This is a genomic window from Microbacterium resistens (assembly GCF_031456305.1).
In the GTDB taxonomy this organism is placed as follows: Bacteria; Actinomycetota; Actinomycetes; order Actinomycetales; family Microbacteriaceae; genus Microbacterium; species Microbacterium resistens_A.
The window spans coordinates 31,187-49,618 of sequence record NZ_JAVDUM010000009.1 but is presented as its reverse complement, the minus strand read 5'-3'; the positions used below and the strand labels follow the sequence as shown (position 1 = coordinate 49,618).

The 18,432-nt window shown below is 69.7% G+C and carries 21 protein-coding genes; 12 read left to right on the top strand and 9 right to left on the bottom strand.

Annotated elements, in window-relative coordinates; all coding sequences use genetic code 11:
* Positions 1-55 precede the first annotated feature (55 nt).
* Both J2Y69_RS10845 and J2Y69_RS10840 read left to right on the top strand, forming a co-directional pair.
* A complete protein-coding gene (locus J2Y69_RS10845; protein WP_310020508.1) occupies positions 56-538 on the top strand; it encodes a CarD family transcriptional regulator in 483 nt (160 codons plus the stop codon).
* Positions 539-694: 156 nt separating this feature from the next.
* Positions 695-1,978: an MFS transporter gene (locus J2Y69_RS10840; protein ID WP_310020506.1), complete on the top strand. Its 1,284-nt coding sequence runs from the start codon at positions 695-697 to the stop codon at positions 1,976-1,978.
* A 62-nt stretch (positions 1,979-2,040) separates the two neighbouring features.
* Here the strand turns inward: J2Y69_RS10840 and J2Y69_RS10835 are convergent, their stop codons facing one another.
* On the bottom strand, positions 2,041-2,640 hold the full coding sequence (locus tag J2Y69_RS10835; protein ID WP_310020504.1) for a TetR/AcrR family transcriptional regulator: 600 nt from the start codon (positions 2,638-2,640) through the stop codon (positions 2,041-2,043).
* Positions 2,641-2,756: 116 nt separating this feature from the next.
* Between J2Y69_RS10835 and J2Y69_RS10830 the strand changes: the two genes are divergently transcribed.
* Positions 2,757-3,578 (top strand): sugar phosphate isomerase/epimerase family protein, encoded by an 822-nt coding sequence (locus tag J2Y69_RS10830; RefSeq protein ID WP_310020501.1) that lies wholly within the window; start codon positions 2,757-2,759, stop codon positions 3,576-3,578.
* Positions 3,575-4,735 carry a Gfo/Idh/MocA family protein gene (locus tag J2Y69_RS10825; RefSeq protein ID WP_310020500.1) on the top strand — a complete coding sequence of 387 codons (1,161 nt, stop codon included), beginning with the start codon at positions 3,575-3,577 and terminating at the stop codon, positions 4,733-4,735. The genes J2Y69_RS10830 and J2Y69_RS10825 overlap by 4 nt, the downstream gene beginning before the upstream one ends.
* Before the next feature lie 51 nt (positions 4,736-4,786).
* Here the strand turns inward: J2Y69_RS10825 and J2Y69_RS10820 are convergent, their stop codons facing one another.
* Together J2Y69_RS10820 and J2Y69_RS10815 are read right to left on the bottom strand one after the other, a co-directional pair.
* On the bottom strand, positions 4,787-5,680 hold the full coding sequence (locus J2Y69_RS10820; RefSeq protein ID WP_310020498.1) for a permease prefix domain 1-containing protein: 894 nt from the start codon (positions 5,678-5,680) through the stop codon (positions 4,787-4,789).
* Positions 5,677-6,030 carry a PadR family transcriptional regulator gene (locus J2Y69_RS10815; protein ID WP_310020495.1) on the bottom strand — a complete coding sequence of 118 codons (354 nt, stop codon included), beginning with the start codon at positions 6,028-6,030 and terminating at the stop codon, positions 5,677-5,679. The genes J2Y69_RS10820 and J2Y69_RS10815 overlap by 4 nt, the downstream gene beginning before the upstream one ends.
* A 75-nt stretch (positions 6,031-6,105) precedes the next feature.
* Here J2Y69_RS10815 and ispD point away from each other — a divergent pair, with 75 nt between their 5' ends.
* From ispD to J2Y69_RS10785, 6 genes are all read left to right on the top strand, one after another.
* Positions 6,106-7,359, top strand: coding sequence for a 2-C-methyl-D-erythritol 4-phosphate cytidylyltransferase (gene ispD / locus J2Y69_RS10810; RefSeq protein WP_310020494.1), 1,254 nt, complete (start codon positions 6,106-6,108; stop codon positions 7,357-7,359).
* 2 nt (positions 7,360-7,361) lie between these two features.
* A complete protein-coding gene (locus J2Y69_RS10805; RefSeq protein ID WP_310020492.1) occupies positions 7,362-7,853 on the top strand; it encodes a hypothetical protein in 492 nt (163 codons plus the stop codon).
* A 49-nt stretch (positions 7,854-7,902) separates the two neighbouring features.
* The gene (gene cysS, locus J2Y69_RS10800; RefSeq protein ID WP_310020490.1) at positions 7,903-9,327 is read left to right on the top strand and encodes a cysteine--tRNA ligase; all 1,425 of its coding nucleotides are present in this window, start codon (positions 7,903-7,905) and stop codon (positions 9,325-9,327) included.
* Positions 9,320-10,321: a 23S rRNA (guanosine(2251)-2'-O)-methyltransferase RlmB gene (gene rlmB, locus J2Y69_RS10795; protein ID WP_310020488.1), complete on the top strand. Its 1,002-nt coding sequence runs from the start codon at positions 9,320-9,322 to the stop codon at positions 10,319-10,321. Before cysS ends, rlmB begins: the two co-directional genes overlap by 8 nt.
* 35 nt (positions 10,322-10,356) lie before the next feature.
* Positions 10,357-11,040, top strand: a complete 684-nt coding sequence (locus J2Y69_RS10790; RefSeq protein WP_310020486.1) for a trimeric intracellular cation channel family protein — start codon at positions 10,357-10,359, stop codon at positions 11,038-11,040.
* 121 nt (positions 11,041-11,161) lie between these two features.
* The gene (locus J2Y69_RS10785) at positions 11,162-11,803 is read left to right on the top strand and encodes an NAD(P)-dependent oxidoreductase (RefSeq protein WP_310020484.1); all 642 of its coding nucleotides are present in this window, start codon (positions 11,162-11,164) and stop codon (positions 11,801-11,803) included.
* A 151-nt stretch (positions 11,804-11,954) separates the two neighbouring features.
* Here J2Y69_RS10785 and J2Y69_RS10780 read toward each other — a convergent pair whose 3' ends face one another.
* Together J2Y69_RS10780 and J2Y69_RS10775 are read right to left on the bottom strand one after the other, a co-directional pair.
* Positions 11,955-13,259: a DUF4032 domain-containing protein gene (locus J2Y69_RS10780; RefSeq protein WP_310020482.1), complete on the bottom strand. Its 1,305-nt coding sequence runs from the start codon at positions 13,257-13,259 to the stop codon at positions 11,955-11,957.
* Positions 13,260-13,352: 93 nt separating this feature from the next.
* Positions 13,353-14,459: an ABC transporter ATP-binding protein gene (locus tag J2Y69_RS10775; protein ID WP_310020481.1), complete on the bottom strand. Its 1,107-nt coding sequence runs from the start codon at positions 14,457-14,459 to the stop codon at positions 13,353-13,355.
* 260 nt (positions 14,460-14,719) lie between these two features.
* Between J2Y69_RS10775 and J2Y69_RS10770 the strand changes: the two genes are divergently transcribed.
* A complete protein-coding gene (locus J2Y69_RS10770) occupies positions 14,720-15,691 on the top strand; it encodes a DsbA family protein (protein ID WP_310020479.1) in 972 nt (323 codons plus the stop codon).
* Between the two features lie 343 nt (positions 15,692-16,034).
* On the opposite strand, the gene J2Y69_RS10765 is transcribed toward J2Y69_RS10770, so the two are convergent.
* Both J2Y69_RS10765 and J2Y69_RS10760 read right to left on the bottom strand, forming a co-directional pair.
* Positions 16,035-16,241 carry a helix-turn-helix domain-containing protein gene (locus J2Y69_RS10765; RefSeq protein ID WP_310020475.1) on the bottom strand — a complete coding sequence of 69 codons (207 nt, stop codon included), beginning with the start codon at positions 16,239-16,241 and terminating at the stop codon, positions 16,035-16,037.
* A 153-nt stretch (positions 16,242-16,394) separates the two neighbouring features.
* Positions 16,395-16,517, bottom strand: coding sequence for a hypothetical protein (locus J2Y69_RS10760; protein ID WP_310020472.1), 123 nt, complete (start codon positions 16,515-16,517; stop codon positions 16,395-16,397).
* Between the two features lie 257 nt (positions 16,518-16,774).
* On the opposite strand from J2Y69_RS10760, the gene J2Y69_RS10755 reads away from it, so the two are divergent.
* Positions 16,775-17,518, top strand: coding sequence for a hypothetical protein (locus J2Y69_RS10755; RefSeq protein WP_310020470.1), 744 nt, complete (start codon positions 16,775-16,777; stop codon positions 17,516-17,518).
* Positions 17,519-17,750: 232 nt separating this feature from the next.
* On the opposite strand, the gene J2Y69_RS10750 is transcribed toward J2Y69_RS10755, so the two are convergent.
* Both J2Y69_RS10750 and J2Y69_RS10745 read right to left on the bottom strand, forming a co-directional pair.
* Positions 17,751-17,918 (bottom strand): hypothetical protein, encoded by a 168-nt coding sequence (locus tag J2Y69_RS10750; RefSeq protein ID WP_310020468.1) that lies wholly within the window; start codon positions 17,916-17,918, stop codon positions 17,751-17,753.
* 112 nt (positions 17,919-18,030) lie between these two features.
* The gene (locus J2Y69_RS10745) at positions 18,031-18,270 is read right to left on the bottom strand and encodes a hypothetical protein (RefSeq protein ID WP_310020466.1); all 240 of its coding nucleotides are present in this window, start codon (positions 18,268-18,270) and stop codon (positions 18,031-18,033) included.
* Between the last annotated feature and the right edge of the window lie 162 nt (positions 18,271-18,432).

Here is an 18,432-nt window from a genome sequence, read left to right as displayed (position 1 = left end):
ACCTTAGTGCATGCTTCGTGTGGTATCCTGGAGATTGCCGAAAGGACACGACTTTATGCTTTTTGAGGTTGGCGAGACCGTCGTCTATCCGCATCACGGCGCCGCGACGATCATCGAGGTCAAGGACCGCGTGATCCGGGGCGAGACGAAGAAATACCTGAAGCTCAACGTCACGCAGGGAGACCTCATCATCGAGGTCCCGGCGGAGAACGTCGACCTGGTGGGCGTCCGAGACGTGATCGGCAAGGAGGGCCTCGACCGCGTGTTCGAGGTGCTGCGCGCGCCGTTCACCGAGGAGCCGACCAACTGGTCGCGACGTTACAAGGCCAATCTGGAGAAGCTCGCCTCGGGCGACGTCATCAAGGTCAGCGAGGTCGTCCGCGACCTGTGGCGCCGCGATCAGGACCGCGGTCTGTCGGCCGGGGAGAAGCGCATGCTCGCCAAGGCCCGGCAGATCCTCACGTCCGAGCTCGCTCTGGCCGAGAAGACCGACGAGGAGAAGGCAGGGACCCTGCTGGACGAGGTCCTCGCTTCCTGATCGGAAGACGTAAGACGGAGGGCGGATGCTTCGGCATCCGCCCTCCGTCTTTTTTGTGTCCCCGAGGCTGAGATCTTCTTGCGTCCAAAACCGTCCAATGGTAGATATTAAGTCTTACCACTGGTAGGAAAGTTGTCTTGGCTCAAGGAGGCGTCAATGTCAGAAATCCCCTCAGCCCCGGTCGCGGCCGGCCCGCTGACCCAGCCGGTCGCGTCGGTCAGAGCGCCGAAGAGGTACTTCGTCGGGCTGTTCCTGGGGCAGTTCGGTCTGTTCGTCGCGCTGCTGTCGCCGGTGATGGTGAGCATGCAGCTCAAGGTGCAGGAGCTGGCCCCCGAGGATCCCGCCTCGCTGCTGGGAGCGGTGCTGCCGTTCGGGGCGTTCGGGGCGATGCTCGCCAACCCGCTCGCCGGCGCGCTGAGCGACCGCACCCGCACCCGATGGGGCAGGCGCAGGCCCTGGCTGGTCGGCGGAGTGGCCGGGCTGCTGATCGGGCTGGTCCTCGTGGCCTTCGCCCAGGATCAGCTCTCGCTGACGCTGGCCTGGCTGCTGTGCCAGGTGGCCGCGAACGCGACTCTCGCCGCGCTCGTGGCGAGCTTCGCCGACAACGTGCCGGAGTTCCAGCGCGGCGTCGGGTCGAGCGTCATCGCGATCGCGCAGAACGTGGCCATCCTCGCGGGCACCTATCTGGCGGTGTTCCTGGTCGGGAACCTTCCCGTGCTTTTCATCGCCCCCGGCGTCCTGGCCATCGTGCTCGTCCTCGTCTACGCGTTCCTGCTGCGCGACGAGCTGCCCGACTACGAGCTGAAGCGGTTCACCTGGCTGAACATCATCGGGTCGTTCTGGACCAACCCGCTCAAGAACCCCGACTTCGGGTTCGCCTGGTGGTCGCGCTTCCTCATCACCCTCGCCACGATGATGTTCACCACCTATCGACTGCTGTACATGCAGGAGCACCTGGGTCTCGCCGATCCCGCCCAGGCGACCGCGGCGGTGGCGCAGGGCGTGCTGTTCTACACGATCGCGCTGCTCGTCAGCAGCGCCGTGTCGGGGTGGCTCTCGGACCGCACCGGACGCCGCAAGGTCTTCGTCGCGGGGTCCACGCTGCTGTTCGGGGTCGGGCTGGTGACGCTGGCCCACGCGGACACGGTCGAGGTGTTCTATCTGGCCGAGGTGGTGATGGGTCTCGCCTACGGCGTCTATGTGGCGGTCGATCAGGCGCTCGTCGTGGACGTCCTGCCCAACGCCGACCGCCCGGGCAAGGACCTCGGCGTCATCAACATCGCCAACGCCCTTCCGCAGTCCCTCGCTCCCGCGTTCGCCCTGATCTTCCTGGGCATCGGGGTGGAGGGCAGCTCGAACTACACGGCGATGCTCTGGGCCGCCGGCGGCGTGTGCCTCCTCGGAGCGCTCGCCGTCCTCCCCATCAAGCGGGTCCGCTGAGTCGTCCGGGGGAGTGCGGTCCCGGGGTCGTCGCGCGTCGGCGGGCCCCGGGGCCGCACCGGTCAGGGCTTCAGGAGGTCGCCGAAGACCTGCAGGGTCTCGCCGAGCGCGATCGCGGGGTCGAGGAGCCATTGCGTCTGCAGGCCGTCCGACGCGGCGATGATCAGGGCCGCGATCGCATCGGGGTCGAGGTCCGCGCGGACGAGTCCCGCGGCCTGGTCCGCGCGCAGCCAGGAGGCGACGTCGGCCCGCGTCCTCTCGAACCGGCGGGTGAAGAAGTCCTTGCTGGCGTCGCTGCCCTCCTCGAGGGCCGCCGCGACGAGGGTCGTGTAGAGCTGCACCATCCCGGGGACCTTCACGTTCTCCGTCGCCGCGTGCACCATCGAGTCCATCGCGCTGGACTCCGCCGGGCGGGGGAGCACCTGGTACCGCACACGCTCGGCGTGCTCGTAGACGGCGACGAGCAGCTGCTCGCGGGAGTCGAAGTAGTGCAGCAGCGCGGCGTGCGAGACGCCGATCGCCTTCGCGATCTGCCGGAGCGACGCACCGGTCGCGCCGCGCTCGGCGAACACCTCGATCGCGCGGTCCAGGATCTCCTGGCGGCGCGCCACGCCCGTCGAATACGAGCCGCTGCGGCCGATCACGGGAGAGTCGTTCATCATGGGTCCAAAAGTACCCTCTTAGAAACCTACCAGCGGTCAGCTTTGTGTTAGCGTCAGTATCACGGTGCTCTCGCCGGACCAGATCTCCGACAACGATGTACGAAAGCAGGTTCTTCGTGACTGTTCCCGCCGCCTCCGTCCAGCTGTACTCGCTGGCCGCGGAGCTCACCGCCGACATGGCGGGCTCCCTCGACAGACTCGCCGCGATCGGCCTGCGCCAGGTGGAGGCCTTCGACTTCGTCGACCGCGCCCCTGCGCTCCGCGCCGCCCTCGACGGCAGCGGACTGACCTCTCCGACCGGGCATGCCCCGCTGCTCTCCGACGAGCTGTGGACGCCCGCCGGATCGATCCCCACGCCCGCCCCGGAGAAGGTCTTCGAGGCGGCGGCCGTCGCCGGCATCCAGACCGTCATCGACCCGTTCGTCGATCCTGCGCGCTGGCTCACAGCCGAGGGCGTCGACGACATCGCCGACCGCCTCAACGCCGCGGCCGAGACGGCGGCGACGTTCGGGCTGTCCGTCGGCTACCACAACCACGCGCAGGAGTTCGTGGCCTCGTTCGACGGCGAGACCGCACACGAGCGCGCCGTGGCGCGGCTCGACGAGCGGGTGAAGCTGGAGCTGGACCTGTACTGGGCCGCCGTCGGAGGTCAGGACGTTCCGGCGCTCGCTCGACGCCTCGGATCCCGGCTGATCGCCGTGCACGTCAAGGACGGCGCCGTGATCGCGAACCCCTGGGCGCCCGGTGCGCCCGACCTCGACCCGAGCACGCTCGCGCAGACCCACGCCGGGACCGGAGAGGTCCCGCTGGCCGCCGCGCTGCGCGCCAACGACGAGATCGCGCTCGCCGTGATCGAGTACGACAGGGCGCCGGGGGATGTCTTCGAGGACATCGCCGCGAGCCTCTCGTTCCTGCGCGCGGAAGGACTCGCCCGATGAGCGGCTCGGTGAACGGCCCCGTCGGCGTCGGCTTCATCGGCGTCGGGATGATCAGCGACACCTATCTGGAGAACCTGGCCTCGTTCCCGGATGTGCGCGTGGTCATCCTCGGAGATCTCGACGTCGAGCGCGCGAAGGCGCAGGCCGACAAGCACGGGATCGCCGCGCACGGCACCGCCGAGGACGTGCTCGCGCACCCCGAGGTGCAGATCATCGTCAACCTCACCATCCCCGCGGTGCACGCCGAGATCTCATCCAGGGCGATTGCCGCGGGCAAGCACGTCTGGACCGAGAAGCCCATCGGACTGGACCGGGAGAGCACCTCCGCGCTCCTGCGCCAGGCGGAGGAGGCGGGGCTGCGCGTCGGCGTCGCGCCGGACACGGTGCTCGGCCCCGGCGTCCAGACCGCCAAGCGCGCGATCGAGCGGGGGGTCATCGGCACGCCGCTGTTCGCGGTCACCTCGATGCAGTGGCAGGGGCCCGACCTCATCCACCCGAACCCGGCGTTCCTGTTCGCGCGCGGGGCCGGTCCGCTGTTCGACATGGGCCCGTACTACTTCACGGCCCTCGTGAACCTCTTCGGCCCGGTCCGCTCGGTCGCCGCCCTCGGGCTGAAGGGGCGCGAGGAGCGGACCGTGAAGGTCGGCCCCGACGCCGGCTCCACCTTCCCGGTCGAGGTGCCCTCCACGATGCAGGTGCTCACGGCGTTCGAGGCCGGTCAGCAGGCGCAGAGCCTGCTCAGCTTCGACACGGCGCTCTCCCGGCACGGGGTCGTCGAGATCAACGGCACCGACGGCACCCTCGTGATCCCCGATCCGAACCGCTTCGAGGGCCGCGTCGCCTACGTCAAGCCGCTCGAGAAGGCGCCGACCTCGCTCGCCGATCTCGCCGCCCCGCAGGAGTGGATCGAGGTCCCGCAGGAGGGCGTCGTGACCGGACGCGGGCTCGGCCTGCTCGAGATGGCGCGAGCCATCCACGAGGGCCGTGACCACCGGGCGAACGGGGCCGTCGGCTACCACGTCCTGGACGTCATGCTCTCGGCCGAGGAGTCCGCGGCCCGTGGCGAGTTCGTCACGGTCGACAGCACCGTCGCCCCTGTCCCGGCGATGCCGATCGACTTCGATCCCTTCGCCCGCACCCTCGGCGACGCGTCCTGATCGCGCGAAGACGGAGGCGGGTGCCCGGTGCACCCGCCTCCGTCTTCCTTTTCAGCGCCCGGCGCGTCGCGGCGCGAACAGCATCCGCGCGAGCAGGAGCATCATGGCCGCGAAACCGCCGACGAAGGCGAGCGGCGCCCACCACCAGCCGACGGTGAAGACGAGCACCACGATCACGGCGAGGGTCACGAGCCAGAGCACGGCGGTGTAGATCCCGAACCGGGCGGCGGTCTCCGGCTCCTCCTCGAAGCGGTTCGGCGGGGAGCCCGCGTGGACGGCGCGGGTCCAGGCCTTGCGGCGGTTGGTCTGCGTGGCGCCGAGGAAAGCGAACAGGACGATCGCGGCGATCACGCCGACGGCGGCGAAGACGATGCACCAGAGCGGAAGCGTCTGGAACGCCACGAGCCCGCCGAAGCCGAGTCCGAGCAGGAGCAGGAAGCTCGCGAGGGCGAAGCTCGCCGCGCGGCTCTCCGGCATCGGATGGTTCACCGTCGTCTCCTGGGAGAGCGAGTCGCCGACGAGCAGGCCGAGGCCCGTTGACGCGGCGCTCACGAAGGCGATCACGGGACCGGGAGGAAGGGTCAGCACCCCCGTCGCCGCGAGGATCGCCATCGTCACGCCCGCCACGACGACGGTCGACCAGAGCACCGCGCGGACGACGAACTCCGGCCTCGGGCGCACTCTGTTGCGCAGTGCGAGATCGGTGTATCCCGTCCCGTGCGGGGTGGCCGGTGCGGCGTCGGTCTCGCCGAGGAGGTCGCCGATGTCGCCGAGCTCCGTGATCGCCCGCCGCGCCGCATCGGCCGGTGCGACGCCGGAGGCCTCGAGCTCGGCGACCCGGGAGACGAGGTTGGCGCGCATCTCCTCCTTCAGGTCCTGTGCGGACGGCGTCATCTCCCGGCCGGCGAAGGCCTCGTCCAGGAGGCGGTGGATATCGGTGTTCATCGGTCCTCGTCCTTCAGGTCCAGCAGCGCGTCGATCACGCGTCGCGTGGCGATCCATGCCGTGACGTTGCCCCGGTAGACGGCTCGTCCGGCGTCGGTGATCCGGTAGTACTTGCGGCGGCCGCCCTGCGTCTCGTCTCCCCAGTACGACTCGACGAGACCGTCCTTCTCTAGGCGGCGGTACGTGGCATACAGGGTCGCCTCCTTGATCTCGTGGTCGCCGCCCGTCGCATCGCGGATCGTCTTGTAGATCTCGAAGCCGTAGCGCTCCCCGGTGCGCAGCACGCCGAGCACGATGGTGTCGGTGTGGCCCCGCAGGAGATCGGCGGCGAACGCGTCCTCTGTTGCCATGTCCAGTACTGTATCACGTAAAGTACTTGATCCGACAAGAGTGTTCTCGACCATGCCCGCCGGTAACGTGAGAGCGTGACCCCTGATCCGTCCCTGCTGCCCGTCCCGCACACCGCGATCATCGTCGTCGCGGCAGGATCCGGGACCCGCCTCGGCGCGGGCGCCCCCAAGGCGCTCGTCGGCATCGACCACCGCACGATCCTGCGCCATGCGCTGGACGGGGTCTTCGCCGCCGCTCCCGCGCAGGTCGTGATCGTCGCCCCTCCTGGATACGAGGGCGAGGCGGAGGCGGACGCGCTGGCGGCGGCCTCCGCGGCGACGGGGCCATCGGCCGGGGGTCGGCGGGATCTGGTCCGCATCGTCACGGGAGGGGAGAGCAGGCAGCGGTCCGTCGCCGCGGGGCTCGCCGCGCTGTGGGGCGACGTCGAGACCGTGCTCGTGCATGACGCTGCCCGCGCGCTCACGCCTTCGGCCCTCATCGATGCGGTCGCCCAGGCGGTCGCGAGCGGAGCCGGTGAGGGAGTCATCCCGGCGCTCCCCGTGATCGACACGCTCAAGCAGATGGACGGGGACGAGGTCGTCGGGGTGGCCGACCGCTCCGTGCTCGCGGCGGCGCAGACGCCCCAGGGATTCCCGCGCCGCGCCCTCGAGGACGCGTACGCGCGGGCGGCGGCCGAGGGCGAGGACCACACGGACGACGCCGCCCTGTTCGCGGCGTCCGGGCGTGCGGTGCGACGCATCACCGGATCCGCCCGCGCCTTCAAGATCACGACCCCCGCCGACCTGGAGCGGGCGCGCATGCTCCTGGCTCCGCCCCCCGGGAACCCGCGGATCGGCATCGGGACGGACGTCCATGCGTTCGGCGGCGACGGCACCCTCCGTCTCGCCGGGCTCGACTGGCCGGGCGAGCCTGCGCTCGCCGGGCACTCCGACGGCGACGCCGTCGCCCATGCGATCGTCGACGCGCTCCTCGGGGCCGCCGGGCTCGGCGACATCGGCGTGCACTTCGGCACCGATCATCCGGAGTACGCCGGCGCGCACGCCGACGTCTTCCTCGCACGGACCCGCGAGATCCTCGCCGCCGGCGGCTTCGTCATCGGGAACGTGTCCGTGCAGTTCCAGGGCAACCGGCCCCGCTTCTCCCCCCGCCGCGCCGAGGCGGAGGCCGCCCTGTCCGCGGCCCTCGGCGGCGCCCCGGTGGCCGTGTCGGCGACGACGACGGACGGTCTGGGCTTCCCCGGGCGCGGCGAGGGGATCGCGGTGACCGCCGTCGCACTCGTCCACGGACCCGTCCATGCGCCCGGCCCTGGCCACGAGTGGCAGGGCTGAGAGTGGAGATCAGCTACCGGCAGCCGCGGCGTCGACTGATCCTGGTGCTCGGCCTCGCCTATCTCGCCCTCTTCCTGACGCTGGCGATCGTGTTCTTCGACCGGGCGTCCGAGCTCGTGAACGGGGCAGGGAGCGTGAAGGGGATCGGGCTCGTCGTCGGCGCGATCGCCCTCGCCCCGCTCATCGCGATCTTCGCCTTCGCCACCCGGCGCGTCGAGATCCGTCAGGACGCCACCACCCTGACGGTGCGCACGGGGCGGGAGGAGACGCACATCCGCCGGCGGGACATCGCGCGTCTCACGGTCAACGAGCCGCGGGTCGGCACGATCCGGCTCCTCGCGGCCGACGGAGGCCTGCTCGGCGAGCTCAGCCCGCGGCCGAAGGAGTTCCCGCAGGTGGTGGGTCTGATCCAGGAGGACGGGTCGTTCACCGAGATCGAACGGCGCACCGCCTTCCGCGGCCGGGTCAACGTGGTCACCTACGCCCGTCGCTGAGCGCCGTCATGCCTCATCGCCGTGTCGCCCCGCCGAGTAGTCTTGAGCGGTGACACTCGACGGTCCGCCACTGAGGCTCTATGACACGCGGGCGCAGGAACTGCGCACGTTCGTCCCGCTCGACCCCTCGAACGTGACGATGTACGTCTGCGGTCCCACGGTGCAGTCGGGTCCTCACATCGGGCATGTCCGCGCCGCGCTGAGCTTCGACCTCCTCCGCCGGTGGCTCGAACACCGCCACGGCCGGGTCACGGTGGTGCGCAACGTCACCGACATCGACGACAAGGTGCTGGACAACGCCACCGAGGCCGAGCCGTGGTGGGCGCTGGCCTATCGGATGGAGCAGGAGTTCACCGCGGCGTATGCCGCGGTCGGCATCCTGCCCCCCACGTACGAGCCGCGGGCGACGGCGTCCATCCCGCAGATGCAGGAGCTGATCGCGCGACTGATCGAGCGCGGCCATGCGTATCCGGCGGCCGACGGATCCGGCGACGTGTACTTCGACGTGCGGTCCTGGCCCTCCTACGGGGCGCTCACCCGCCAGTCGGTCGATGCGATGGAGGCGGCGGAGGACGCGGACCCGCGCGGCAAGCGCGCACCGCAGGACTTCGCGCTCTGGAAGGGCGCCAAGCCGGGGGAGCCGGGGGACGCGACCTGGGCCTCGCCCTGGGGGCAGGGCCGGCCCGGCTGGCACATCGAGTGCTCCGCGATGGCGCGGCGCTATCTCGGCGCGGAGTTCGACATCCACGGCGGAGGCCTCGACCTGCGCTTCCCCCACCACGAGAACGAGCTGGCGCAGTCCTCTGCCGCGGGAGACGGCTTCGCCCGGTACTGGGTGCACAACGGCCTGGTCACCCTCGACGGGCAGAAGATGTCCAAGTCGCTCGGCAACTTCACCTTCGCCGCCGACGTGCTGGCCGCGCACGACCCGCTCGTCGTGCGCTACGCGCTCGCCGCCGCCCACTACCGGTCCAGCCTCGACCTGTCCGAGTCCTCCTGGACCGAGGCGGAGTCGGCGCTCGGACGGATCCGATCGTTCCTGGAGCGCGGAGTGCGGCAGGCGCCGCCCTCCGACGCGGAACGGGAGGGCGACGGACCGGCGGCGTTCCACGAGGCGATGGACGACGACCTCGGCGTGCCGAGGGCGCTCGCCGTCATCCACGAGCATGTGCGCGAGGGGAACACGCATCTGGACGCGGGCAGGATCGACCAGGCGCGGCAGAGCGTGTCCGACGTGCTGTGGATGACCCGGGTGCTGGGCATCGACCCGCTCGCCCCGGAGTGGAACGTGAACGGCGGGAGCGCGGCGGACACCGCCTTGGACGCGCTCGTGCAGACGATGATCACGCAGCGGGCACAGGCCCGCGCGGAGAAGGACTGGGGCGCAGCGGATCGCATTCGCGATGCGATCGCCGCCGCCGGCATCACTCTGGAGGACACTCCGGACGGAACGCATTGGAGCATCGATGGTTAAGCCGAGTCGTCCGGGAGCGGGCAACAGCAAGAAGAAGGGCGCCATGAAGGGCACCGGCGGCCTCGGCCGCAAGGCGCTCGAAGGGCGGGGGCCGACGCCGAAGGCCGAGGACCGCGCCTGGCACGTGGCCGGGAAGCGCAAGGCCGCCCAGGAGCGCTTCACCGCCGCCGGCGGCAAGGGGCGTCCGGGGCAGAGGTCCCAGGGCGGCTCGAACCGCGGCTCCTCGCGGTCGAAGGACGCCGTGGAGACCGAGACGGTCACCGGCCGCAACTCGGTCCTGGAGGCGCTGCGCGCGAAGATCCCCGCGATGGCGTTCTACATCGCCCAGCGCGTGGAGATGGACGACCGGGTGAAGGAGATGCTGTCGATCGCCCGGAACCGGGACATCCCGGTGCTCGAGGTCACGCGCCAGGAGCTGGATCGGATGGCCGGCTTCGACGGCGTCCACCAGGGCGTCGCCCTCAAGGTACCCCCCTACGAGTACGCCCACCCGCAGGACCTCCTCGAATCGGTCATCGACCGCGGTGAGACCCCATTGCTCGTGGCGCTCGACGGCGTGACGGACCCGCGCAATCTCGGGGCGATCATCCGCTCGACCGCGGCGTTCGGCGGCCAGGGGATCATCCTCCCGCAGCGTCGATCGGCGAGCGTGAACTCGGCGGCGTGGAAGACCAGCGCAGGCGCCGCCGCACGCATCCCGGTGGCCCTCGCGTCCAATCTCACCTCGCAGCTGAAGGAGTTCAAGAAGCAGGGCGTGTTCGTGCTCGGGCTCGACGGGGGAGGGGACGTCTCGCTGCCCGCGCTGGAGCTCGCCGACCGGCCTGTCGTGATCGTCGTCGGCTCGGAGGGCAAGGGCCTCTCCCGGCTCGTCACCGAGACCTGCGACCAGATCGTCTCGATCCCGATCTCCGCCGCGACGGAGTCGCTCAACGCGGGCATCGCCGCCTCGGTCGCCCTCTACCAGGTCGCCACGATGCGGGCCGCTCGGGCCTGACGCCCGACGGGGGTCGGGCGCGAGGACGCGTGACGATGTCAGAGCACACGGAGGCATCGGCGGGGAGCCCGTCGCCGTGGCGCGGCGTGCTGCCCGCGCCACGGATGTCGCCCCGCCTGTTCACGGCGATCGACGTCGCCGCCACCGGGGTCTTCGGCCTCGAAGGCGGCGTCGCCGCGGCGCGGGCCGGCTTCGACCTCCTCGGCGTCGTGGTCGTGGCGTTCATCGTCGCGCTCGGCGGCGGGATCCTGCGGGACGTGCTGCTGGGCGACACGCCGCCGGCGGCGTTCCGCTCGCCGCTGCGGGTCGTCGTCGCCCTCGCATCCGGTGCCCTGGCCTTCGGGGCGGCCCTGGCCTGGGACGGCGTTCCCGCGGGACCCCTGGTCGTGCTGGACGCGGTCGGGCTGGCGCTGTTCGCCGTGACCGGGGCGCAGAAGGCGAGCGAGCACGGGATGAGCCTGTGGATCGTCGGTGCGCTCGGCACCCTCACCGCCACCGGTGGCGGGATCATCCGCGACATGCTGCTGGGCCAGGTCCCCGCGGTCCTCTCCGAGAGCATCTACGGCACGGCCGCCCTCGCGGGCTCCGTGCTCGCCGGCGGCATGCTGCGCTCGCCCGCGCTGCGGCCGTTCGCGGTGCTCGCCGGGTTCCTCGTCTGCCTGATCCTGCGTCTCGCCGCGTACTTCGGCGGCTGGGAGCTTCCGCGGCTGACGATCTGAGTCCGTCCGTGTCGGGTTTTCCTCCCGATGTGGAATGACGGCAGGCCGATCGGCGTTCTCCCTGGACGACCGCGGACGACCCTCGTCTGCGTCGCACCTGTTCTGAGGAAAGGACCTGTCCATGGCCCGTATCGTCGTCATCGGAGGGACCGGCTACGCCGGCCGTCACATCGTCCAGGAGGCGGTGAGCCGGGGTCACGACGTGGTCTCGGTCTCCCGTTCCGTGCCCGCAGACCCCGTGGAGGGCGCGACCTCCGTGCAGGGATCCGTGCTCGACCTCGATGCCCTGGGCGACGTCTTCGCCGGTGCGGACGCCGTCGTGTCCGCGCTGTCTCCCCGTGGCGACATGGAGGACGCGGTGCTCGGCGCACTGCGCGACCTCATCGCGACCCTGGCCGGCACGAGCACCCGCCTCGGGGTCGTGGGCGGCGCCGGCGGCAGCCTCGTCGCACCGGGCGGGCCGCGCCTGTTCGATCAGGGCTTCCCCGAGGAGTACAAGCACGAGGCGCAGGTCGGGATCGACTCCCTCGCGCTGCTGGAGGAGTCCGACGCGTCGCTGGACTGGTTCTTCATCCACCCGTCCGAGGTCTTCGGCGCCTGGGTCGAGGGCGAGCGCACCGGCCACTACCGTGACGGCGGCGACGTCATCGTCCGCGACGCCGACGGCAAGTCCTACATCTCCGGCGCGGACTTCGCCCTCGCGGTCGTCGACGAGATCGAGCAGGGCAACCACCACCGCGAGCGCTTCACCGTCGGCTACTGACCCGCTTTCTTCCCGCCTGGCCCCTCCCGCGAGACTGCAACCACGTTCCGAGACTGCGCGAATTTCACGCAGTCTCGGAACGCAGATGCAGTCTCGGCGGAGGGAGACCGAGGCGGGCGGGCGAGGGGGCGGGCAGGGCCGGCCGGGACGGTCAGACCAGGTCGCGCCAGTCGATGTCGTCGGCGTCGTCCTGGGCGGGGAAGCTCCCGGTCACGACGGGCAACGACATCGTCTCGGTCGGCGGTCCCATGATCGTCGCCTCGTCCCGGCGGTGTCGCAGCACGTCGGTGATGTAGGACGTGAGCACCTCGGCAAGGGGCACCGACCGGCCCTCGGCCTGTGACATGTACCACCGGTGCTCGAGCACCTGGTGGAAGACCTCGGCGGGCTCGAGCTTTGCGCGGAGCTCGTAGGGGATCGCGCGGACGACCGGCTCGAACACGCGCGTGAGCCACTCGTGCGCGTACATCTCCTCGTCCGCCCACTGCCTGGTGGACCGCGCGCGGAACTCGTCGAGGTCGTTGAGCAGGCGGCGGGCCTGGTTCTCCTCGACGTCGAGTCCGGTGAGTCGGATGAGCCGCCGCTGATGGTGTCCGGCGTCCACGACTTTCGGCTCGATCTCGACCCTGGTGCCGTCGGTCGTGGTCTGGATCGACATCTCGCCGATGTCGAAGCCCAGCGCGTTCAGCCGCTCGACGCGCTCCGTGATCCGCCAGGTCTCCCCGGCGGCGAACGACTCGTGCTCGGTGAGGGCGGCCCAGAGCGAGCGGTAGGAGGACACGATGCCGTCCGCGATCGCGACCGCGTCGACCCCGTGCTCCAGCCGACCGCCCGCGGCGAGATCCATGATCTCCCCGGCAATGTTGGTGCGGGCGACGTCCAGATCGTGCCCGCGCTGGCCGTCCGTCAGCCCTCCTTCGTGCAGCTCGCCGGTCTCGGCGTCCACGAGGTAGGCGGCGAAGGCGCCGGCGTCGCGGCGGAAGAGCGCGTTCGAGAGCGAGACGTCGCCCCAGAAGAACCCGACGTTGTGCAGGCTCACGAGCAGCAGGGCGAGGGCGTCGACGAGACGGGTGGCGGTGTCCGGCCGGAGGACGCGCGTGAAGAGCGCGCGATAAGGCATCGAGAATCGCAGGTGGGCGGTCACGAGCGCGGCGGGGAGCGGCTCGCCCCGCTCGTCCGTGCGTCCGGCGATCACGGCGACGCGGGAGACGCAGGGCACGTCGAGCCGCGCCAGGTTGCCGAGCATCTCGTACTCGCGCCGGGCCATCTCCTCCGTGGTCTCCTTGACGGCGACGACACGGCCGGACAGGTCGGCGAACCGCACCAGATGGCGGGAGAGTCCCTTGGGCAGCGAGACGATCGCGCTCGACGGCCACTTCGCCAGCGGCGTTGACCAGGGCAGGCCCAGCAGGCCGGCGTCGACGGCGCTCGCGGTGATGGTCAGGGCATCGGGCACGGCGCTCCTCCTCTTCCCGGGAACACGATTCTCCCAGAGACACCACGCGGCGCGGAGGACCGGAGTCCGCCCGCGCCGCGTGGTGGCGTTGTCTCAGGAAGCCGAGACGACCGGCTTGTCGCCGAGGCGCTCGCCCGACTCGATGTCGAACAGGTGCAGGTGGCCCGGGACCGCGGCGAGCGTGACCTGCTCGCCGGCGTTCGGGTGGCGGCGGCCGTCGACGCGGGCGACGATGTCGGTGCGCTTGCCGGCGACCTCGGTGTGCCCGTACAGGTAGCCGTCGGCGCCGAGCTCCTCGACGAGGTCGACCGTGACCGAGAGGCCCTGGCCGTCCTCGGGGGCCACGATGATGTCCTCCGGACGGATGCCCGCCGTGACCTCCTTGCCGCTGGCGCCCGCGAGGATCTCGCCTTCGACGCCGACCAGCTTGGAGCCGAACATGATGCCGCCGGTGACGAGGTCCGCCGGGAACAGGTTCATCGCGGGGGAGCCGATGAAGCCGGCCACGAACACGTTGCTCGGCTTCTCGTACAGGTCGCGGGGCGAGCCCACCTGCTGCAGCAGGCCGTCCTTCAGCACGGCGATCCGGTCGCCCATGGTGAGCGCCTCGGTCTGGTCGTGCGTGACGTAGACGGTGGTGACGCCCAGCCGGCGCTGCAGGGACGCGATCTGCGTACGGGTCTGGACGCGGAGCTTGGCGTCCAGGTTCGACAGCGGCTCGTCCATGAGGAACACCTGCGGCTGGCGCACGATGGCGCGGCCCATGGCGACGCGCTGACGCTGGCCGCCGGAGAGCGCCTTCGGCTTGCGGGTGAGGTAGGGCTCGAGGTCGAGGAGCTTGGCGGCCTCGAGGACGCGCTTGGCGCGCTCGTCCTTGCCGACGCCCGCGATCTTGAGCGCGAAGCCCATGTTCTCCGCCACGGTCATGTGCGGGTACAGGGCGTAGTTCTGGAACACCATCGCGATGTCGCGGTCCTTCGGCGGGACGTCGGTGACGTCGCGGTCGCCGATGAGGATCCGGCCGTCGTTGACCTCTTCGAGGCCGGCGAGCATGCGCAGGGACGTGGACTTGCCGCAACCGGAGGGGCCGACCAGGACGAGGAACTCGCCGTCACCGATCTCGAGGTTGAGCTTGTCGACAGCGGGGCGGGTACCCCCGGGGTAGAGGCGTGTTGCGTCGTCGAACGTGACAGAAGCCATCTGCTTTTCTCCTTCACCGGCAGGTACGTGCCGGACGATCCGTTGTGAATGGATGCGGCGGGGGTGAGCCGCCGTGACCCGCCATCGGGTCGAAGCCAGTATGTCATGGGCCCGCCCATGCGGTCCATCGAGGGCGTCGTCCCGGTCGGGACGGTGCCCGTCTGGGTATTTCCCAGCCTGCCTGGCTAGCATCGATCCCGGTGCTGCTCATCTGCAGTGCCCGGGGATGCCCGTCCCCCACCAGAGTCTCAAGAGGAACGATGTCGAGCGACGAAACGCCGAACGTCCCCTCCCCTCGCCACTCGCGCGAGGCGGTCAGGGAGAAGGCACAGAAGGTGCACGCGAAGCAGTCCCGAGCGCGGGTCATGCGTCGAACGATCATCGCGCTCGTTGCCGTCGTCGTGGTCGGTGCCGCCGGTGTCGGCGTCGCCTGGGCCGTCGGGTCCGCGGTGGGCAAGCCCGAGCTGACTCCCTCGAACATGAAGGACGACGGGGTCGTCGTCCACGATCTCGCCGCGACGACGCAGAACACCGCGACCGATGCGACTCCCACCCCGACCCCGGTCGAGCAGAGTCCCACCGGGGGAGCGACGCCGACGCCCACCGGGACGCCGCGTCCTGTCGACATCCACGTCTACGTCGACTACCTCTCGCCGAATGCGGGCGACTTCGAGCGCACCAACGCCCGTCAGCTCGCGAGCTGGATCGATCAGGGCGCCGCGACCGTGGCCTACCACCCGATCGCGCTGCTGACGGCGAACTCCAACGGCACCAAGTACTCGCTGCGTGCAGCGGCCGCCGCCGCGTGCGTCGCCAACTACGCCTCCGACAAGTTCTACGCGTACAACCACGAGCTGCTCACCGACCAGCCCTCGCTCGACAGCGACGGCAAGTCCGACACGCAGCTGGCCGACCTCGCCCAGGCGGTCGGGGTGAGCGACGTCAAGGGCGTGCGCTCCTGCATCGAGAAGAAGGACTACGCCGGCTGGGCGAAGGACGCGACGACCCGCGCCGTCGAGGGGCCGCTCCCGGGCTCGAAGGACCTCACCCTCAACGCCGCGCCGACGGTCGTCGTGAACGGCCAGGCGTACATCGGCGCTCTCGATGACCCGGCGGAGTTCTCCCAGTTCGTGCTCTCCGTGGCCAGCGATGCGTACTACGGCACGCCGTCCCCCTCGCCGTCGAGCACGCCGACGCACTCGCCGACTCCGACCGCGACCCCCGCACCCTGACATCTCGCCCTGGAGGGGTGGGCGCCGGGTCGCCCTAGACGGGGATGACCCCCGCCGGTCACACGACATCGCTCGGCATCGCTTCTGATCATCGAATCTGCGGGGTAAGTGCGGGGGTTTCGCCCTGTTGTTATAGGGGGTCCTGGCTTTGACACCGCCTCGACAGGCGGGCAGCGACGCTCGGCTGCCGACTCACGCTGGTCTCGTGCCGCGACGTGCCCGCACTGCGGGGTCCTCCTGCGCGACCATGACGGTCAGCTCCGATGCCCCGAGTGCGGACGGACGCTCGACTCGCCTTCCGGCGAGATGCCGCGAGCGTTCGACGGGCCGGACATCGAGGACGTCAGGCGGTAGGCGTAGGGTCCGTCCCGGCTATCGCGGTGAGGATGCGGTACACCTGCATCCTCGACAGGCCGACACTGCGCGCGATCGCCGTCTGTCCGACGCCTGCAGCATCGGCGGCGCGGATCGCCTCGTCCCGCGCTACACGGGCGTCACGCAGCGCCAGCGCGACGTCGGAGAGCCTCTTGCTCCAGTCGACCTCACCCACGACGCCGGCCCCGGATCGCAATGACTAGCGCGACGATGCTGACGCCGAGCGCGAGGATACTGATAACCCATCCGAGCGTTTCCATGCTGTCCTCTCCCTACGATGTGAGGGGCGAGGCCCCGGGATACTTGTTCTATCCCGGGGCCTCGCCTGTCAGCCTCGCTTGCGGTTTTGCTTCGCGGTCTGCCAGAGGATGATCGCCGTGATCAGGTTGATCGTGGCGGTCAGGATCCGGTGATTTCCGTCGGTTCCTCCCTGACCCTTGAAGGGTAACATGACGTGACGCTGGAGTTATGACCGTCGCGAGGTCCATTCCCCATGTCCCTGCTCGGGCATGGCATCCCGGCGTGCAGGCGGACGCTCGACACTGGGGGCGTGGAAGTGTCGCCGGCGTTCGACGGGCCAGACGGAGACGATTGGCGACCGCGCTGCATCTCGCGCTCCCGCCCCAGTCGGGCGACCCTCGCCTCTAATCGAGGGATCATGTGACCCGGGGCGACATCCCGGGAAGCTATGCCTCTAGATTGACAGCCATGACGATGAAGCCAGTAGGGAGAATCCGGTTCTTCACTCCCGAGGTCGCGCAGCAGCATCTCGTGGACTGGCTCTTCATCGAGACGATCGATGACCTCCAGGAACGGCATCTGCTATTTCCCCGGAGAGAGGACCGCTACCGAGTGCTTGGCATCGCGCCGCTTCTCCGCAAGCTTCTCCTCGACGGAGGCAAGAGCCTCGTGGTCGCAGTTCGTAGGCCGGGGAACCGTCCTGCTCCCCGGTTTCGCGTTCGCCCCTATGTCCACCAGGAGGCGTACCCAGGGACCCAGACGTTCCTCGGCTTCAACCCGACCGGGATCTTTGGTGACGGCGACCCGATCGGCCTCGACCAGTTTCTACGTACGCCGATCGCCCATGCAGTGAACCAAGACCTGACGGTCGCTCAGACGATCCGCTACTTCGCGAACATCGGGGGCGGGGTTCACCTCGGCCGCAACGAGATTCCCGCGAACGAGTTCATGCGGATCCTGGGACCCTCGATCGACTTCGAACGCCCCGGTGCTAGGTATCAGGTGCCCGAGTTCTTCATGCTGCTACCCCAGATTGCCCTCGTCGTCGTGCACGCAATGAGTGACCTCCGCGCGCAGGTCGAAGCCGAATACAAGGAGCGGGACACAAACCCGACACCCGACTTGATCGCCGACGCCCGAGACCTACTCCCACTCTTCCCGAACGCGAATGCGACGCAAGGGACTCCCAAGGGTGTCGACGGTCGGGCGTAGCCTGCCTGCGTGCATGTGATCCAGCTTTCCGAGAGGTCGTACCTCGTCCTCGAGGACACGGTGCGCCCACGCTGGCTGATCTGCACGAAGTCCGCCCGGTCCCGGCGATCCGGGTCTGAGCCCATCCGGACATGACGAACCGCCCCCTCCTCCCGATGAAGGGAGCGCGGGGGCGGTTCCTGTCAGTGCTCGTCGAGGTTGACGGGCGGGCGGAGACGCCGGTCGATCTCGGTCATCGCGTGCCAGTGTTGTTGGTCTTTCGCCCAGGCCACAGCAGCCCGATGAAGAACACCACGGCGAGAGCCACCGTGACCCAGATCCAGGCGTCACGAAGGAATATCCCCGACGCGACGATGAGAATCAGTAGGAGGGAAAGAAGGAGCTTTCGAATGGTGCTCATGGTGGCTACCTCACTGCCATTCCTGTCCCCAGAACGTTCCGAACGGCGTCGCAACGGTGAACACGATGGTGACCATCGTCCAAGAGTTCTTCGCGATCCCGCCGCCTTCCGGTCAGCCTTCTCGCGACCTCTTGGCCTGGGGCGCCAGAAGGATTGCGCTGCCGATCGTCAGTGCTATCCCGAGGATCAGGAAAGAACTCTCGAATGGGCCAATCCTCGCGCTCGCCCCGCCGGCGGCGTACTGCACGATCTTGATGACGACGATCCCCGCGAAGGTGACATCGAGGATGATCCCAAGCAGAAGCCCGGCGACAAGAACGCCGCGCGGTATCCCTGGTGCGTGCCCGGTCATGGTCGCCACCTTACTGCCCCCAGCGCCCTGCGCCGCCGGTAAGAGGGACGTTGTGGTAGATCGCGCGAGCGCCATAGCTCGCATGCGAACCCGCCGCTGACGGTGAACACCGACATGTCGAAGACGGTCGGCGGGAGCAGGGCGGCAGACGCTCTAAACTTG

Excerpts from the sequence above, each read along its gene's own strand:
- J2Y69_RS10845 (WP_310020508.1), top strand. The coding sequence starts at position 56 with ATGCTTTTTGAGGTTGGCGAGACCGTCGTCTATCCGCATCACGGCGCC.
- J2Y69_RS10840 (WP_310020506.1), top strand. The coding sequence starts at position 695 with ATGTCAGAAATCCCCTCAGCCCCGGTCGCGGCCGGCCCGCTGACCCAG.
- J2Y69_RS10835 (WP_310020504.1), bottom strand. The coding sequence starts at position 2,640 with ATGATGAACGACTCTCCCGTGATCGGCCGCAGCGGCTCGTATTCGACG.
- J2Y69_RS10825 (WP_310020500.1), top strand. The coding sequence starts at position 3,575 with ATGAGCGGCTCGGTGAACGGCCCCGTCGGCGTCGGCTTCATCGGCGTC.
- J2Y69_RS10820 (WP_310020498.1), bottom strand. The coding sequence starts at position 5,680 with ATGAACACCGATATCCACCGCCTCCTGGACGAGGCCTTCGCCGGCCGG.
- J2Y69_RS10815 (WP_310020495.1), bottom strand. The coding sequence starts at position 6,030 with ATGGCAACAGAGGACGCGTTCGCCGCCGATCTCCTGCGGGGCCACACC.
- rlmB (WP_310020488.1), top strand. The coding sequence starts at position 9,320 with ATGGTTAAGCCGAGTCGTCCGGGAGCGGGCAACAGCAAGAAGAAGGGC.
- J2Y69_RS10790 (WP_310020486.1), top strand. The coding sequence starts at position 10,357 with ATGTCAGAGCACACGGAGGCATCGGCGGGGAGCCCGTCGCCGTGGCGC.
- J2Y69_RS10785 (WP_310020484.1), top strand. The coding sequence starts at position 11,162 with ATGGCCCGTATCGTCGTCATCGGAGGGACCGGCTACGCCGGCCGTCAC.
- J2Y69_RS10775 (WP_310020481.1), bottom strand. The coding sequence starts at position 14,459 with ATGGCTTCTGTCACGTTCGACGACGCAACACGCCTCTACCCCGGGGGT.
- J2Y69_RS10770 (WP_310020479.1), top strand. The coding sequence starts at position 14,720 with ATGTCGAGCGACGAAACGCCGAACGTCCCCTCCCCTCGCCACTCGCGC.
- J2Y69_RS10760 (WP_310020472.1), bottom strand. The coding sequence starts at position 16,517 with ATGTTACCCTTCAAGGGTCAGGGAGGAACCGACGGAAATCACCGGATC.
- J2Y69_RS10755 (WP_310020470.1), top strand. The coding sequence starts at position 16,775 with ATGACGATGAAGCCAGTAGGGAGAATCCGGTTCTTCACTCCCGAGGTC.
- J2Y69_RS10750 (WP_310020468.1), bottom strand. The coding sequence starts at position 17,918 with ATGAGCACCATTCGAAAGCTCCTTCTTTCCCTCCTACTGATTCTCATC.
- J2Y69_RS10745 (WP_310020466.1), bottom strand. The coding sequence starts at position 18,270 with ATGACCGGGCACGCACCAGGGATACCGCGCGGCGTTCTTGTCGCCGGG.